The 15,700-nt window shown below is 60.6% G+C and carries 11 protein-coding genes, 1 tRNA gene and 2 rRNA genes; 9 read left to right on the forward strand and 5 right to left on the reverse strand.

Features of this window, described 5'->3' with window-relative positions; all coding sequences use genetic code 11:
• The 3 genes from AACQ95_RS00005 to AACQ95_RS00015 all read left to right on the forward strand — a co-directional run.
• A 23S ribosomal RNA gene (locus AACQ95_RS00005) occupies window positions 1–468 on the forward strand; the annotation flags it as partial.
• Between the two features lie 122 nt (window positions 469–590).
• Window positions 591–705 (forward strand): 5S ribosomal RNA (rrf, locus tag AACQ95_RS00010).
• Between the two features lie 97 nt (window positions 706–802).
• A tRNA-Asp gene (locus AACQ95_RS00015) sits at window positions 803–879 on the forward strand.
• 1,265 nt (window positions 880–2,144) lie between these two features.
• Here AACQ95_RS00015 and AACQ95_RS00020 read toward each other — a convergent pair.
• The 5 genes from AACQ95_RS00020 to AACQ95_RS00040 all read right to left on the reverse strand — a co-directional run bounded on the left by AACQ95_RS00020 (window position 2,145) and on the right by AACQ95_RS00040 (window position 7,238).
• Entirely contained in the window at window positions 2,145–3,131 is a 987-nt protein-coding gene (locus AACQ95_RS00020) for a helix-turn-helix transcriptional regulator (protein ID WP_042868514.1), read from the reverse strand.
• 296 nt (window positions 3,132–3,427) lie between these two features.
• Window positions 3,428–3,814, reverse strand: coding sequence for a SirB2 family protein (locus AACQ95_RS00025; RefSeq protein ID WP_241280075.1), 387 nt, complete (start codon window positions 3,812–3,814; stop codon window positions 3,428–3,430).
• Window positions 3,811–5,667, reverse strand: a complete 1,857-nt coding sequence (locus AACQ95_RS00030) for a monovalent cation:proton antiporter-2 (CPA2) family protein (RefSeq protein ID WP_241280077.1) — start codon at window positions 5,665–5,667, stop codon at window positions 3,811–3,813. The genes AACQ95_RS00025 and AACQ95_RS00030 overlap by 4 nt, the downstream gene beginning before the upstream one ends.
• A gap of 64 nt (window positions 5,668–5,731) precedes the next feature.
• Entirely contained in the window at window positions 5,732–6,331 is a 600-nt protein-coding gene (kefF, locus tag AACQ95_RS00035; protein WP_241280079.1) for a glutathione-regulated potassium-efflux system oxidoreductase KefF, read from the reverse strand.
• A 64-nt stretch (window positions 6,332–6,395) separates the two neighbouring features.
• Window positions 6,396–7,238: a LysR family transcriptional regulator gene (locus AACQ95_RS00040; RefSeq protein ID WP_241280080.1), complete on the reverse strand. Its 843-nt coding sequence runs from the start codon at window positions 7,236–7,238 to the stop codon at window positions 6,396–6,398.
• 142 nt (window positions 7,239–7,380) lie between these two features.
• Between AACQ95_RS00040 and AACQ95_RS00045 the strand changes: the two genes are divergently transcribed.
• From AACQ95_RS00045 to AACQ95_RS00070, 6 genes are all read left to right on the forward strand, one after another.
• Entirely contained in the window at window positions 7,381–8,103 is a 723-nt protein-coding gene (locus AACQ95_RS00045; protein WP_043141381.1) for an SDR family oxidoreductase, read from the forward strand.
• An 84-nt stretch (window positions 8,104–8,187) separates the two neighbouring features.
• Window positions 8,188–8,511 (forward strand): hypothetical protein, encoded by a 324-nt coding sequence (locus tag AACQ95_RS00050; protein WP_241280082.1) that lies wholly within the window; start codon window positions 8,188–8,190, stop codon window positions 8,509–8,511.
• Window positions 8,512–8,559: 48 nt separating this feature from the next.
• Entirely contained in the window at window positions 8,560–8,991 is a 432-nt protein-coding gene (locus AACQ95_RS00055; protein WP_098981008.1) for a DUF411 domain-containing protein, read from the forward strand.
• A 236-nt stretch (window positions 8,992–9,227) separates the two neighbouring features.
• Complete coding sequence (locus AACQ95_RS00060) at window positions 9,228–11,384, forward strand: S9 family peptidase (protein WP_241280084.1); 2,157 nt, start codon at window positions 9,228–9,230, stop codon at window positions 11,382–11,384.
• A gap of 415 nt (window positions 11,385–11,799) precedes the next feature.
• The gene (locus tag AACQ95_RS00065) at window positions 11,800–12,771 is read left to right on the forward strand and encodes a TAXI family TRAP transporter solute-binding subunit (RefSeq protein ID WP_241280087.1); all 972 of its coding nucleotides are present in this window, start codon (window positions 11,800–11,802) and stop codon (window positions 12,769–12,771) included.
• Between the two features lie 106 nt (window positions 12,772–12,877).
• On the forward strand, window positions 12,878–15,430 hold the full coding sequence (locus tag AACQ95_RS00070) for a TRAP transporter permease (protein WP_241280089.1): 2,553 nt from the start codon (window positions 12,878–12,880) through the stop codon (window positions 15,428–15,430).
• Window positions 15,431–15,700: the final 270 nt, after the last annotated feature.

The following is a 15,700-nucleotide window of genomic DNA, read 5'->3' on the forward strand; positions in this document are numbered from 1 at the left end:
GTACTCCGGGGATAACAGGCTGATACCGCCCAAGAGTTCATATCGACGGCGGTGTTTGGCACCTCGATGTCGGCTCATCACATCCTGGGGCTGAAGTCGGTCCCAAGGGTATGGCTGTTCGCCATTTAAAGTGGTACGCGAGCTGGGTTCAGAACGTCGTGAGACAGTTCGGTCCCTATCTGCCGTGGGCGTTGGATGATTGAAGGGAGTTGCTCCTAGTACGAGAGGACCGGAGTGAACGAACCTCTGGTGTTCGGGTTGTCACGCCAGTGGCACTGCCCGGTAGCTAAGTTCGGAATCGATAACCGCTGAAAGCATCTAAGCGGGAAGCGAGCCCTGAGATGAGTCATCCCTGACCCCTTGAGGGTCCTAAAGGGCCGTTGGAGACCACAACGTTGATAGGTGGGGTGTGTAAGCGCAGTGATGTGTTGAGCTAACCCATACTAATTACCCGTGAGGCTTAACCATACAACACCCAAGAAGTGTTCTGGGCCTTGTAGCAAATCGAAGAACTACTACCTAATTCAGTGATAGCGAAGCCAACAGGCAACTCGTTATTCACGTCAGCTTTCTCAGATTGAAGTAATTTGCCTGGCGGCCATAGCGCCGTGGAACCACCTGATCCCATGCCGAACTCAGAAGTGAAACGCGGTAGCGCCGATGGTAGTGTGGCATTCGCCATGCGAGAGTAGGACACTGCCAGGCACCCAATTAAACAGCGCCGTGCACATCACGACGTTGGCCGAGAGGATGACACCTCGTTGAGACGGCAGACAATTTAGCAAAAAGCTAACCAGACAGCGGAGCGGTAGTTCAGTCGGTTAGAATACCGGCCTGTCACGCCGGGGGTCGCGGGTTCGAGTCCCGTCCGCTCCGCCAGTAAATTGAAAGGCCTTCCCCATCGGGAAGGCCTTTTTGCTATCTGGTTTTGACGAACGGCATAAGGAAACAAGGAACAACAAACTGGGCTGCGACTTGCCACTGGCGTCTCTATCCCAGTCTGTCACCCCTTGTGCTCCCTAGCATCTAGCAATTTAAAGCGCTTGGATCTCAGTGACTGACGCAGGTGCTCTATGGTGTAAATGTGGATAGCCTTACTCACCATCACCATCACCATCACCATCACCTTCGCTTGAGCCAAGCCCATCAGACTTTGTATGGATGGCTTTGTTATGTCCTCTAAGAGGGGCTGCGGTTGTACACGTTCGTTCGGGGGGCTTGTGATGCGGATAAGTCGTAGATGTTGATCTAAGGCGGGGTGCGCACGCATGGCCATCGAACGATGGGACCAAGGGCTGTAAAGAGGTAAAAGAAAAGGGGACGGCAGCTGCCGTCCCCTCAAGTCATCTAGTCCAGTCCATGAACTGCAACGCTCCCTGCAATCCCTGACTTTATCCTGATCCTTCGGAATATCCCCTTCCCAATCCGTTGAGGTGTCCTGTGGCCATCCTAGCCTGGCAATCGATCCTGATTGCTGCACTCTCTCCATCCTGGAGGTGTCCGTTACCACATCCTGTGGTGTTCCTTGCATCGTCCTGATAGATAACCATCCGGGCTATCTCGCTTCATCCTGAAGCTGTCCTGCTCGCATCCGGCGAGCTCCTGTTCTTCCTGAAGAGCCGCAATCCGTACCGCTCTGCCTCATCCCGAGGTGTCCACAACCACATCCTGTGGCGTCCTGTTCAATCCGTTTGATAACCTTCCTGGCTACCTGCCTCATCCTGAGGTGTCCCTGACCACGTCCTGTGGATTATTCCCTACTTATGCGCTGTTCCTGCATCCTGCCGGACCAGCTCCGTCCTTGTGAGACCCATATTAAGGGAACCGCATAGCGGAACAAGGGAGGTTGGGCGGTTATCGGCATGACCCGGCTTGGTTCAACCCAGCCATTAACAAGATAAATCCATACTAATCATTATCTTAGTTTGTTTCATTGGAAAGCACATGGATTCAAAGATGGCTTCGCGTACGGCTCAACACAGTGGCCTCTTACAGCGGCTATGGCGGATCTCTCACACGTAAAAACAGGGGGAAAACGATGGTACAAAGCGGCTCAATTAAGCGGGCAAGAGTTAAAAATTAGTTGAATAAATATGCTCAAAAAGAATACAAAAAAGCCGAGGCTGGGCTCGGCTTTTTTGGGATTAGCTGACTCGGCTGCCAGGGGTGGGATATGCCTTGCGCAACGACTCTGGCGCCAACACTTCCAGGTTGCCGCTCATGTTGTTCAACCAGGTGCGAAATTCAGGGGTGTCCTGTACCTCGGTCTCCACGACTACGCTGCGCTTATCGTAGCGGGTCATGCGCGGGTTGTGGCCCGGGATCTGTCCATCGACCAGAGTCGGGCAGTTGGCATCTATGCGACCGACGAAGCGGATCGGGCCGCTGACGTCCTGGTAGCCCTGATCGCGGATCAGCTTCTGGATATTGAAGTCCTTCGGCTGGGTCGCGCTGAAGTTGGTCAGCTCCACGCCCTTGATGTGATCGAACGGTATGCCGTACACCTTGGGATCCAGCTCGGACAGGGTGCAGAGCAGGGTCGGACCGTCGGCCTGATTCAGGATACCGAGGGGATTGATGCGGTCATAGCAGAGCCATACGGTACGTTCCTTGATGACACGCTGGATCTCGGCACTGAACTTGCGACCACGCCAGAGTGCATCGCGGATCAGGGTGCTGCGACGGATCTCAGGATTGCCGGCAAACGGGCGCGGTGACTGATGCACGCTTTCGAGCCAGCGTTCGGCCAGTTCACTCTGGCTGTCGCGGATCACCTGGCTGGCTTTGTCGACCAGCGGGTTCAATTCGGTCAGCACACTTGCCGGCAACAGTTGGCTTGCCTGATCACTCCAGGTTTTCAGGGCCACTGCCAGCGATAGCGGCATTATGTTGGCGAAGTCGTTTAGGCCATGGCGCTCAAAGCACCAGCCGTGGGGTTTGCTGCGTTCATCCGAAGTGAGGTCGAACAACCCCATGCCGGACATCTCCTCCAGGTCCCGTTGCACGGTACGCAGACTGACGTGTATGCCTTCCTCTTCCAGTTTTACCTGGAGTTGGCTGGCGGTCAGCTTGTAAGGGCGGTGCGGGATGCAACGCGCCAAGGTCAGTTGTCGTAACAGCTTCTTACTCATGGTGCATGCCTTCACTGGTTTAGCGTTGAGTGTATCCTAGCCATGACATGCGACAGTCTATGTCGCAAGTTTTGCTGCGACAACTGTCGCCATTTTCATACAAAACGCTTTAACTGCATGATATTAAAGCTAATACATGTTTTGGTGGGCAGCAATCGAGGCTTTTAATTGATGAAAAAATCGCAAATGAAAGTGCTGTCTTGCGGTTTTTGGGGAGAGGAAAAAATAAAAATAGCAGGAAGAGGCAGAAGATGATGTGGAGGGGCGCGGCCCCTCCACCAGATGGCGACCTGTTATCAGGCCAGCCAGGACCAGGCTGATTTGCTGATGGCGGCTCCTACCATGTAGCCGAATACCGCCAGGGCAGCTAGGCCGGCCACCAGCTTCTGGTTGCGGGCCGGTCGCTTGAGCGCCATGACGCCGAGGCCTATGTAGACTACCAGTGCGATCAGCTTGGCCATCAGCCAGGGTTGCTGCCCCGGGCTCATCTGCAACGTGACCGCCAACAGCACCCCGAACAGCAGCAAAAAGGTGTCGTTGACGTGGGGCGCTATCTTCAGCCAGCGCTGTTGCAGACGCGGGCTGCCGTTGAGAGAGAGCATCCAGCGATAGACGAACAGCAGCAGGCTGACGATGGCCAGGGTCATGTGCAGATGTTTGAGCATGGGGTAATAGGCAATCATATTGCTTCCTTGTCGTTGTCGGGCAGACCGCTGTTCCAGTTGTGAGCGTGAATGCGCTCCTGTCCTTCCTGATCGTCTTGCAACAGATCGGAGAGGATATCCCGGTATTGCAGGCTCTTGTTGATATAGGTGTGTTCGTCGTCCAGGTAGTTGACCTGCTCCCGCAGCAACCAGTTGTCGTGCTGTTTGAAGGTCTGTCCCGCCCGCCAGGCCTGGTTGGCCCGAAATCCCAGCTGGGTCAGGGCTTCCACCCCCAGATCCACGGCGGAACCCAGGGTTTCCCGATACACGCTGCCCACGCCCTGGCGCAGGATCTCGTGAGCGTGAGGTCTGTCCTGGGCTCGCGCCAGTATCTTAAGGTGCGGGAAGTGTTTCTTCACCATTTCAATCACTTCGAGCGAGGTGGCCGGATCGTTGATGGAGAGCACCAGCAGCTTGGCCTTGTGGGCGCCGGCGGCATGCAACAGGTCGAGCCTACTGGCATCGCCGTAGAACACCTGGTAGCCGTACTTGCGCAGCATTTCGATCTGGCTGGCATCCTGCTCGAGTATGGTGGTGCCTATGCCGTGGCCGTGCAGCAGGCGTCCCACTATCTGGCCAAAACGGCCGAAGCCGGCGATGATCACCGGGTGTTCCACCAGCTCCGGCTGCTCATGCTGCGGTGTGTCGCTGTGGGTGCGGTAATCGAACCAGGGCTGGATCACCTGATCGTTGAGGATCAGCAAGAGCGGCGTCAGCGCCATGGAGAGGGCCACCACCAGGGTGAGCAGCGAGATGGTGTCGCCGGGCAGCACCTTGTTCTGGGCGGCGAACGAGAACAGCACGAAGGCAAACTCTCCCCCTTGCGCCAGCGCTAGCCCGAAGGTCCAGCGTTGGCTCGGCGAGATGCGAATCACAAAGCCGAGCGCCATCAGCACCAGCCACTTGAGCGCCATCAGGCCGACCACCAGGGTCGGGATGAGCAAGGGGTGTTCGGCAAACAGGCTGAAGTTGATGCCGGCGCCCACCGACATGAAGAAGAGGCCGAGCAGCAAGCCCTTGAACGGCTCTATGTCCGCCTCCAGCTCGTGGCGATACTCGCTGTCGGCCAGCACCACACCGGCGAGGAAGGAGCCAAGGGCCGGGGAGAGCCCCACCGACTCCATCAGCACTGCGATGGCGATCACCAGCAGCAGGGCGGCAGCGACGAAGATCTCCCGCATGTGGGATTGGGCTATGGCCCGAAACACCGGGCGCATCAGGTAGTGGCCACCCAGCACTATGCCGGAGATGGCCGCAACCACCAGCAGGCCATGCTGCCAGCCGGCCAGCTCGGAGCTGCCATTGCTGGCCACCGGCGCTATGGCGAGCAGTGGCAGGATCGCCAGTATGGGAATGACGGCGATATCCTGGAACAGCAGCACCGCAAAGGCGGAGCGGCCGCTCTCGCTCTGCATCAGCTTGCGCTCCTGCAGGCTCTGCAGAACTATGGCCGTGGACGATAGCGCCAGAATGAGACCTATGGCCAGTCCCTGTTGCCAGGGCAGGCCGATGAGATGAGCGACTCCGGTCAGGGCCCCCGTGGTGAGCAGCACTTGCAGGCCACCGGTGCCGAGTATGGGCCCCTTCAGTTGCCACAGCAGGGCAGGGCGCAGCTCCAGCCCGACCAGAAACAGCATCAGCACCACCCCGAACTCGGCGAAGTGCATCACATCCTTCTGCTCTCCCACCAGCCCCAGCAGGAAGGGACCTATGATGATGCCCGCCAGCAGGTAGCCGAGCACGGAACCCAGCCCCCAGCGCTTGGCCAGCGGCACGGCGATCACCGCCGCCGAGAGGTAGATAAGCGCATCAAACAGTAATCCGTGACCCATCAGCCGGCCCTCCGTTCGCATGTCTGGCCCGACTCACAGGGTCGGCCAAATGACTGACAGTGTTTCATGAGAGCACCTCCAGCAGATCCCGCAGATAGGGGCTGCCGCCGAGTTGGGCCGGGGTCAGCTGCTCGTCGCGCAGGGCACACAACAGTTGGCGATAATCCTGGCCACAGCGGCGCAGCGCCTCCGGATCCTTGATCTTGTGAAAGGAGTGCAGCACGAACGGCGGCAGCCAGCTCATGCCGCACAGCTGCGCCGTTTGCTGGAATGGCAGCAGGAAGTCGAGCAGCGGGCGGCGGTTGTAGCCTTCGCTGCAATAGGAGTCGGGGGCGCCCCCCGTGGTGATGGCACTCAGCCACTGTTTGCCATTGAGGGCGTGGGCTTCCGGACCGTAGGCGTAGCCATACTCCAGCACCAGATCCATCCACTCCTTCATGATGGCGGGGCAGGAGTACCAGTAGAAGGGGTGCTGAAAGACGATGATGTCGTGTTCCGACAGCAGGGCCTGCTCCCGCTTCACGTTGATGAACATGTCCGGGTAGTGCTGGTAGAGGTCGTGCACCGTGATCCCCTCCAGATCGGAGACGGCCTGCAGCAGCTGCTTGTTGGCCCGGGAGCTCTGCAGGGCCGGGTGTGAAAAGAGAACCAGAATGCGTTTCATGAAGTCATAACCTGAAGATGGGCCTGATACCGGTGAAAAGAAGATGCATTGAGCTGCGACGTTATCAAGAAGCGCAATAGCCCGCCAGTTCCGGGATCAGATCGCGCAGCGCCGGATTCAGGGTCTGATGGGCGGGATAGCAGAGTCCGATGCGCCGAAACATCCGCGGCCCGCTCACCGCGACCGTGCACAGGCCGGGTTCGTCGTCCACCAGGCCGTCGGGCAGGAAGCTGATGCCGACGCCCGCCAGCACCAGCGCCATCACCAGCCCCTTGCTTTCGGCCTTGGCCACCAGATTGAGGGTGAGCCGGTCGCAGGCCAGCAGCCCTATGGTCTGCTGATGGGCCTCACAGGGCGGGCACTCAATAAAATCATAATGCTGCAGCTCAGTCAGCGCGATGCGGGCGCGGCTGGCGAGGGGGTGGTCGGTGCGCACGCACAGCACATAGTCCTCTTCCCACAGGGGCAGGAAGATCTCGTCCTCCCGGCGCAGCGCATCCAGGGTCAGCCGGCAGTCGGCGGGGCTGCCGTAGTCGGAGAGGGTGAGATCCAGCTCGGGCAGCACGTCCTGCACCCGCTGCAGCAAGCCGGCCAGCCGGTGGCGGCTCAGATCCGGCATGATGGCCATGTTGAGTCGTGCGCGCGTCGCCTTCTGGCGAAACAGCTCCGGCAGGCGGCGTGCCTCTTCCACCAGCTTGACCGCATGGGGATAGAGGTAATGGGCCGGATCCTTTGCCTCAACCCCCTTCTTGCCCCGGGTGAACAGGCTGTCGCCGAGCGCCTCTTCCAGCTGGCGCAGGCCGGCCGAGAGGGAAGGTTGGCTGACGTGGCAGCGCAGTGCCGCCGCCGTGATGTTTTTCTCTTCATAGATGGCGATGAAGAAGCGCAGCAATCTCAGATCCAGCATGAGCCCAACCATAGTTTTTTCAGATGATAACCAGCGGAAAACAATATTTATCACTGATGGATGCAGCGACTATAGTGACTGAGTTCCGTGCTGGCCAGCCGCTTGTGTGATCCCGTTTCTCATCGAATCAAAAGGAAATACCATGTCCAAGTCCCTCGTCGTGATCACCGGTGCCTCCGCCGGGATCGGTGCCGCCATCGCCCGCGCCTTCTCGGCCGCCGGTCATCCACTCTTGCTGCTGGCCCGCCGGGTCGAGCCCATGCAGGCGCTGGGTCTGCCCAACGCCTTGTGTGTCAGCGTCGATGTCACCGACACGGCCGCCATGAAGGCCGCCGTCCAGCAGGCAGAGACCCGGTTTGGCCCTGTGGGTTGCCTGGTCAACAACGCCGGCGTCATGTTGCTGGGGCAGGCCGACGTGCAGGATCCCGCCGAGTGGCAGCAGATGCTCAACATCAATGTGATGGGGGTGCTGAACGGCGTTCATGCCGTGCTGGCCGGGATGAAGGCTCGCCGCAGCGGCACCATAGTCAACATCAGCTCCATCGCCGGTCGCAAGACCTTCCCGAACCATGCGGCCTATTGCGCCACCAAGTTCGCGGTGCACGCCCTGACCGAGAATATCCGGGAAGAGGTGGCCGACGTAGGCGTGCGCATGGTGACCATAGCCCCGGGCGCGGTCGAGACCGACCTGCTCAGTCACACCACGGACGAGAGCATCAAGGCCGGCTATCACGACTGGAAGGATCAGATGGGTGGCGTGATCGCGCCCGAGGTGATCGCCGAGGCCGTGCTCTATGCCTGGCATCAGCCCGCCAACGTCTGCGTACGCGAAATCGTGCTGGCGGCCACCCGTCAGCAACCCTGATCCGGACTGGCCATGAGGGGAGGGCTTGACCCTCCCCCTGGGCCAAGGGTTACCATAGGGCTCCTCCGATCAATGAGTCATGTCATGGTTCTGACCCGTCGCCAACTCGCTCGCGCCCGCCGCTGGCTCCCCCTGTGGAGTCTGCTGATGGTGCTGATGTCGTTTGGCAGCCGGGCGGCGACCGATCTCTGTACCCTGACACTCCATTGCAGCCAGAGCGAGCGTACCCTGGAGAAGGCCATGCCATGCGGCAGCTTCACCTCGGCGCTGGCCATGACGGTGCTCACCAGCGACAGCCTGACGGTGGCCGTACTGGAACCCGATAGCCCGCACTTTGTTTCTCCCTCCCTGTTCACGCCCGAGGTGCCGCTCGAGCGGCTCGAGCGTCCTCCCCGTCATCCAGGTTGAGCCGAGTTCCCCTGTTTTTTGGGTATTTCTTCTTATCTGAGGTGAGTTATGTACAAGTCCTTGTTACTGGCCCTGCTGGCCGGTACCGTCAGCTTCTCCGCCCTCGCGGCCGAGCAGATGACCGTCTACAAGTCCCAGTATTGCGGCTGTTGCAAGACCTGGATCAAGCACATGGAAGAGAACGGCTTTGAGGTCAAGGTCGTCGAAACCGAGCAGCTCGATCCCATCAAGCAGCAGTACGGCATCACACCGCAGCTGGCCTCCTGCCACACGGGCGTGGTGAATGGCTATGTGGTGGAGGGGCATGTACCCGCCGCCGACGTGCAGAAGCTGCTCAAGGAAAAACCGGCGATCCGCGGTCTGACCATTCCGGGCATGCCCCAGAGTGCGCCAGGCATGGATATTCCGGGTCAGCCCTACCAGGTGCTGAGCATCAGCAACGAGGGCGCGACCAGGGTCTGGTCGAGCTACCCCGGCTGATGCAAACTGGCCATGAGCAGGCACGACTCCATCATGTGAGGCACACCTGAGCGAACCTGTGTCGCTCATGGTCAGGTTTGAGGGCCGCTATCGCGAGATAGCGGCCCTTTTACCTGTTCTTGCGGGTTTTGCAGGGTGATAACTTGCAACTGGGGGCGACAAGGGGCAGATTGATCCCCTATCCAAGGAGCCAAGGCTCAGGTCTGCTAACCCTTTTAAAGCGCAAAGGATGCGACATGTTCACCTTTCCCCGAGGGCTTCTGCTGCTGGCTTGCCTGGTTGCCGTTCCCTGTTCATATGCCAATGATGAGTCCGCCATGCCCACAAGCGACACCCTTATCCAGCCTCCCGTGGCCACCAAACACCCTCACACCATCAAGAAACACGGCGACGTCCGGGTCGACAACTACTACTGGCTGCGCGATGACGAGCGCCAGAAACCCGAGGTGCTGGCCTACCTGGAGGCGGAGAACGCCTATACCGAGGCCATGCTCAAGCCGACCCGGCCGCTGCGCGACCAGCTCTACCAGGAGATGGTGGCCCGCATTCCCCAGCAGGATGAGTCCGTCCCCTATGTGAAGAACGGCTACCGTTACCAGACCCGCTATGAGCCGGGCAAGGAGTACGGCATCTACTCCCGCAGCAAGGTGGACGGGCCGCAGGAGTCCGAGCCGATGCTGGACAGCAACCAGCGCGCAGAGGGGCACGAGTTCTATTCCCTTGGCGCCCTGGAGGTGAGCCGCAACAATCGCTGGCTGGCGGTGGCGGAAGATTTCCTCTCGCGCCGTCAGTACCAGATCCAGTTCCTCGATCTGGAGAGCGGCAAATGGGCCGCCGACAAGCTCGAGAACACCTCCGGCAACCTGGTGTGGGCCAATGACAGCAAGACGGTGTTCTACGTGCGCAAGCACCCCAAGACACTGTTGCCCTATCAGGTCTATCGCCACGAGCTTGGCTCGGATCCGGCGAAAGATACCCTGGTGTATGAGGAGAAGGACGACACCTTCTACGTCAGCCTCTATGCCACCACCTCGGAAGATTTCATCGTCATCGCCCTCTCCAGCACCACCACGGGCGAGGCGCGCCTCATCGACGCCAACGTGCCGACTCAGGCACCGCGGCTGTTCCTGCCCCGTCAGGTGGATCACGAATACAGCCTGGATCACTACCGCGGTCGCTTCTATGTGCGCTCCAACAAGGACGGCAAGAACTTCGGCCTGTACGAGACCAAGGAGAGCCCGGTCGAGCGCTGGAAGGCGGTGATCGCCCCCAATCCAGACGTGCTGCTGGAGAGCTATGCCCTGTTCAAGGAGTGGCTGGTGCTGGAGGAGCGCAACCAGGGGCTGACCCGGCTGCGCCAGATAAACTGGCAGAGCGGTGACGAGAAGGAGATCGCCTTCGACGACCCCGCCTATGTCACCTGGCTCGCCTACAACCCGGAGCCTGAGACCAGCCAGCTGCGCTACGGCTACTCCTCCATGACCACCCCCTCGTCCACCTATGAGCTGGATATGGCGAGCGGCAAGCGCACCCTGCTCAAGCAGCAGGCGGTGGCGGGCTTCAAGCCGGAGCTGTACGCCAGCGAGCGCCTCTGGGTGACCGCCCGTGATGGTGTGGCCGTGCCTGTATCCCTGGTCTATCGCAAGGATCTGTTCAAGAAAGAGAGTGCCGGGTCGCCAAAAAATCCACTGCTGGTCTACGGCTATGGCTCCTACGGCGCCAGCATGGATCCTGATTTCAGCACGGCTCGCCTGAGCCTGCTGGACCGGGGCTTCGTCTATGCCATCGCCCATATCCGGGGTGGCGAGGAGCTGGGCCGCCACTGGTATGAAGATGGCAAGCTGCTGAAAAAACAGAATACCTTCAACGATTTCATCGACGTGACCGAGGCGCTGGTGGCGCAGGGTTATGGCGCCAGGGATCAGGTCTACGCCATGGGCGGCAGCGCCGGCGGCCTGCTGATGGGGGCCGTCATCAATCAGGCGCCCCAGCTCTATCGTGGCGTGGTGGCCCAGGTGCCCTTCGTCGACGTGGTCACCACCATGCTGGACGAGTCCATCCCCCTCACTACCGGGGAGTACGACGAGTGGGGCAACCCGAACCAGAAGCGCTACTACGACTACATGAAGGCCTACAGCCCCTACGACCAGGTCAAGGCGCAGGCCTACCCGAACATGCTGGTGACCACAGGGCTGCATGACTCCCAGGTACAGTATTGGGAGCCCGCCAAGTGGGTGGCCAAGCTGCGCGAGCTGAAGACGGATGATAACAAGTTGTTGCTGAATACCGACATGGATGCCGGCCACGGCGGCAAGTCGGGTCGCTTCAAGGCCTACGAGGATATCGCGCTGGAGTTTGCGTTTATCCTGGATCTGGCTAAGCCGAAAGCATAAGTCACCAAGGTTGCAGCCCTTGCCAGTCAAGGGCTGCAAAAGAATCTTGTCTATATCCCCCGCCTGCCAACCGGTAGCACACTCCAATTAATCTCCGATCAGTAAATTAATGATCGGCTTCAAATTTCTCGTCATCCATATCCATCATTTTGTGTTTTTGTTTGATTTATGTTGGCGCCATGTGCTTAATCGAAGCCGTTATGACGCTTTGATTGGTCCCTTCCGGGCCAATTATCTTCGGTTGGCATGAAGCCGACTGTCTCACCACAGGATGCTGGTGGCTTTTTGGGGAACGCTCGCCGTTCACCCGATTCCTCATATCGAGGTCATGGATGACCACCGACGCAGAACGGTGGTTTGTCCGGCATTCGCCCGTGGAACGGGCGAGCTGAATCAATCAAAAAGGATGAACAACATGAAAGGATTATCCCTGGCGTGTGCCTTGTCGGCTGCCCTGGTCGGTGTCTCGTTTGGTGGTCCGCTGCAGGCGCAGGAGCGCTTCGTGACCATAGGCACAGGCGGTCAGACCGGCGTCTACTACGTGGCGGGCCAGTCCATTTGCCGCTTCCTCAATCGCGGCGCCGCCGATCACCAGATCAAGTGCAACGCCCCGGCCAGCGGTGGCGGGGTGGCCAACGTCAACGGCATCCGCAGCGGTGAATTCAACTTCGGCATCATGCAGTCCGACCATCAGTACAAGGCGATGAAGGGGCTGCCGCCGTTCCAGACCGAAGGGGCCATGGGCGACATGCGCGCCGTCTTCTCCCTGCAGAGCGAGGTGTTCACCATACTGGCGCGCCGCGATGCCAAGATCGCCAGCTTCGATGACATGAAGGGCAAGCGCGTCAACATCGGCAACCCGGGCTCGGGCCAGCGCGACACCATGGAAGAGATAATGGCGGTCAAGGGTTGGAAGAAGGGTGACTTCGGTCTGGTCTCCGAGTTGAAACCGGCCGAGCAGGCCTCCGCCCTTGGCGACAACAACATAGATGCCATGAGCTACTTCGTCGGCCACCCGAACGGCGCCATCCAGGAGGCCTCCACCACCACAGACGCCGTGCTGGTACCTGTGACCGGTGCCGACATTGACAAGCTGCTGGCCGAGAAGAGCTACTACACCAAGGCCGAGATCCCGGGCGGCATCTACAAGGGCAGCGATCAGCCGACCCCGTCCATCGGTGGCAAGGCGGTGCTCTCCACCAGTGCCAAGGCTGATCCGGAAGTGGTCTATCAGCTGGTCAAATCCGTGTTCGACAACCTGGATCGCTTCAAGCGCCTGCACCCGGCTTTCGCCGATCTGAAAGAGGCCGACATGATCAAGGTGGGGCTCTCGGCGCCGCTGCATGAAGGGGCTGCCCGCTACTACAAGGAGCGCGGCTGGCTCTGACTGACGGCCCAAAGGCCCAGGTCACTCTCTTCGACACCCGTCAGCCGCTGCCCGGTTGCGGGGGCGGGTGTCGCTCTTGTTGTACTCGTTGGCACAAGTTAACCCTATGCAAGATAAACAACTCTCTACCGAGGAACTGATCGCCCAGGACGTGGGCGCTCGCCTGCCGTTCGGCCTCATGGGCGGGCTCATCACCACACTGGCGCTGGCCTGGTCCCTGTTCCAGCTCTGGATCGCCTCGCCGCTGCCCTTCATGCTGGGCTTTGGCGTGCTCAATGACACCGAGACCCGCGCCATTCACCTCACCTTCGCCCTGCTGCTGGCCTATCTGGTGTTTCCGGCGTTTCGTTCATCGCCACGGGATCGGGTGCCGCTCGGCGACATCGCCTTGGGACTCATCGCCGCCGGGGCCGCCAGCTACCTGTTCGTGATGTACCAGGCGCTGGCCCTGCGGCCGGGCAGCCTGACCACAGAGGATCTGATCACCGCCTGCATCGGCATCCCGCTGCTGCTGGAAGCGGCGCGCCGCGCCCTGGGGCCGGCGCTGGCGGTCATCGCCCTGCTGTTTCTCGCCTATAGCCTGGCGGGGCCCTGGATGCCGGGCTTGCTGGCCCATCGCGGGGTGAGCTTCACTGCGCTGGCCAACCACCAGTGGATCACTACGGAAGGGGTGTTCGGGATTGCCCTCGGCGTCTCCACCAGCTTCGTGTTCCTGTTCGTGCTGTTCGGTGCCCTGCTGGAGCGGGCCGGTGCCGGCCATTACTTCATCCAGCTCGCCTTCAGTCTGCTCGGTCACCTGCGCGGCGGCCCGGCCAAGGCGGCTGTGGTGGCCTCCGGCCTGACCGGCCTCATCTCCGGCTCCTCCATCGCCAACGTGGTCACCACGGGCACCTTCACCATTCCCATGATGAAGAAGGTGGGGTTCAGCTCGGAGAAGGCGGGGGCGGTGGAAGTGGCCTCCTCGGTCAACGGCCAGATCATGCCGCCTGTGATGGGGGCTGCCGCCTTTCTGATGGTGGAGTACGTGGGTATTCCCTACGTCGAGATCATCAAGCACGCCTTCCTGCCTGCGACCATCTCCTACATAGCGCTGCTCTACATAGTGCATCTGGAGGCGCTCAAGCTCGGCATGCAGCCCATAGGTGGTCATCAGCCCAAGCCCTGGCTGCGCCGGTTGACCGGCTTCGCCTTCGGCGCTGCCCTCATCAGCGGGCTGTCGATGGCGGTCTACTACGGCCTGGGCTGGCTCAAGCCAGCGCTGGGTGAGTACGCCCTGCCAGGCATAGCCCTGCTGCTGGCCATCACCTATCTGGGTTTGCTGAAAATAGCGGCCAGCCATGAGCCGCTGGCGGCGGAGGATCCGGACAAGCCGCTGATTGAGCTGCCCAACACCCGCGCCGTGCTGCTGTCCGGTCTGCACTTCCTGCTGCCGGTGGTGGTGCTGGTGTGGTGCCTGATGGTGGAACGGCTCTCGCCCGGGCTGTCGGCCTTCTGGGGGACCGTCATGCTGGTGATCATACTGCTGACCCAGCGCCCGCTGCTCAACTGGCTGCGCAGCGATGGCAAGCACGACTACGGCACCTTCAACGATGGCATGGTCGATCTGCGGGAGGGGTTGGTGGCCGGTGCCCGCAACATGATCGGCATCGGCATTGCGACCGCCACGGCGGGGATCATAGTGGGTGCCGTCTCCCAGACCGGGGTCGGTCTGGTGCTGGCGGATCTGGTGGAGATGCTCTCCATGGGCAACCTGCTGCTGATGCTGTTGCTTACCGCCCTGCTCAGCCTGATCCTCGGCATGGGGCTGCCCACCACCGCCAACTACATAGTGGTGTCCAGCCTGCTGGCGCCCGTTGTGGTGACGCTCGGGCAGCAGAACGGCCTGATAGTGCCGCTCATCGCTGTGCACCTGTTCGTCTTCTACTTCGGCATCATGGCGGACGTGACGCCGCCGGTGGGGCTGGCTTCGTTTGCGGCGGCGGCTGTCTCCAAGGGCGATCCCATCAAGACCGGCATCACCGCCTTCTACTACAGCCTGCGCACCGCGGCGCTGCCCTTCCTGTTCATCTTCAACACGGATCTGCTGCTGATCGACGTGGACTTCGCCCACGGGGTGCTGATCTTCATGGTGGCCACCGTTGCCATGCTGATCTTTGCCGCCGCCACCCAGGGCCATTTCCTGGTGAAGAGTCGCTGGTACGAGAGCGTGCTGCTGCTGCTGGTGGCCTTCACCCTGTTCCGCCCCGGTTTCTGGATGGACATGGTGCACGATCCCTATCGCGAGACGCCGCCGGCCCAGCTGGCCCGGACCCTGGGCGAGGTGGAGGCGGAGAGCACACTGCGGCTGCGCGTCCAGGGTGAAGATGCGGTGGGCAAGTTGCGTCAGTCGACCGTGCTGCTGGCGGTGCCGGCAGGAGAGGATGGGGAGGCCCGCCTCGCCAGCCTGGGGCTGGCCTTGTATGAACAGGATGGCAAGACCCTGATCGACAGCGTCACCTTCGGCAGCCCGGCCGCCGCGGCCGGCATGGAGTTCGATCAGGAGATCCTGGTGGTCAAGGCGCCCACCGAGCGCTGGCGCAAGGAGCTGATGTGGCTGCCCGGCTTCCTGCTGTTTGCGCTGATCGTCGGGCTGCAACGGCGACGGGCGGTGCGAGCCTAACAAGGGTCAATAAAAACGGCGCCATCGAGGCGCCGTTTTCATCTTCCCGGTCGGGGCTTATTCTTGCAGATCCTGCTCCTGCAGCAGGCTCAGGGTCTGTTGTTCCACCGGACTCAGGCCCAGCTGTTCGCAGGCTTGCTCGAAGCTGATGCCAAGGTGGCACATCATGATATCCATAACCGGGAGGGCTTATTCCTGTGGATCCTGTTCCTGCAGCAGGCTCAGGGTCTGTTGTGCCACCGGGCTCAGGCCCAGCTGTTCGCTGGCCTG

Origin of the sequence: Aeromonas sp. MR19 (assembly GCF_963899305.1) — a bacterium.
In the GTDB taxonomy this organism is placed as follows: domain Bacteria; phylum Pseudomonadota; class Gammaproteobacteria; order Enterobacterales; family Aeromonadaceae; genus Aeromonas; species Aeromonas bestiarum.

Bases quoted from the DNA above. Each gene is read 5' to 3' on its own strand.
- AACQ95_RS00020 (WP_042868514.1), bottom strand. From the start codon at position 3,131: ATGAGTAAGAAGCTGTTACGACAACTGACCTTGGCGCGTTGCATCCCG.
- AACQ95_RS00025 (WP_241280075.1), bottom strand. From the start codon at position 3,814: ATGATTGCCTATTACCCCATGCTCAAACATCTGCACATGACCCTGGCC.
- AACQ95_RS00030 (WP_241280077.1), bottom strand. From the start codon at position 5,667: ATGGGTCACGGATTACTGTTTGATGCGCTTATCTACCTCTCGGCGGCG.
- kefF (WP_241280079.1), bottom strand. From the start codon at position 6,331: ATGAAACGCATTCTGGTTCTCTTTTCACACCCGGCCCTGCAGAGCTCC.
- AACQ95_RS00040 (WP_241280080.1), bottom strand. From the start codon at position 7,238: ATGCTGGATCTGAGATTGCTGCGCTTCTTCATCGCCATCTATGAAGAG.
- AACQ95_RS00045 (WP_043141381.1), top strand. From the start codon at position 7,381: ATGTCCAAGTCCCTCGTCGTGATCACCGGTGCCTCCGCCGGGATCGGT.
- AACQ95_RS00050 (WP_241280082.1), top strand. From the start codon at position 8,188: ATGGTTCTGACCCGTCGCCAACTCGCTCGCGCCCGCCGCTGGCTCCCC.
- AACQ95_RS00055 (WP_098981008.1), top strand. From the start codon at position 8,560: ATGTACAAGTCCTTGTTACTGGCCCTGCTGGCCGGTACCGTCAGCTTC.
- AACQ95_RS00060 (WP_241280084.1), top strand. From the start codon at position 9,228: ATGTTCACCTTTCCCCGAGGGCTTCTGCTGCTGGCTTGCCTGGTTGCC.
- AACQ95_RS00065 (WP_241280087.1), top strand. From the start codon at position 11,800: ATGAAAGGATTATCCCTGGCGTGTGCCTTGTCGGCTGCCCTGGTCGGT.
- AACQ95_RS00070 (WP_241280089.1), top strand. From the start codon at position 12,878: ATGCAAGATAAACAACTCTCTACCGAGGAACTGATCGCCCAGGACGTG.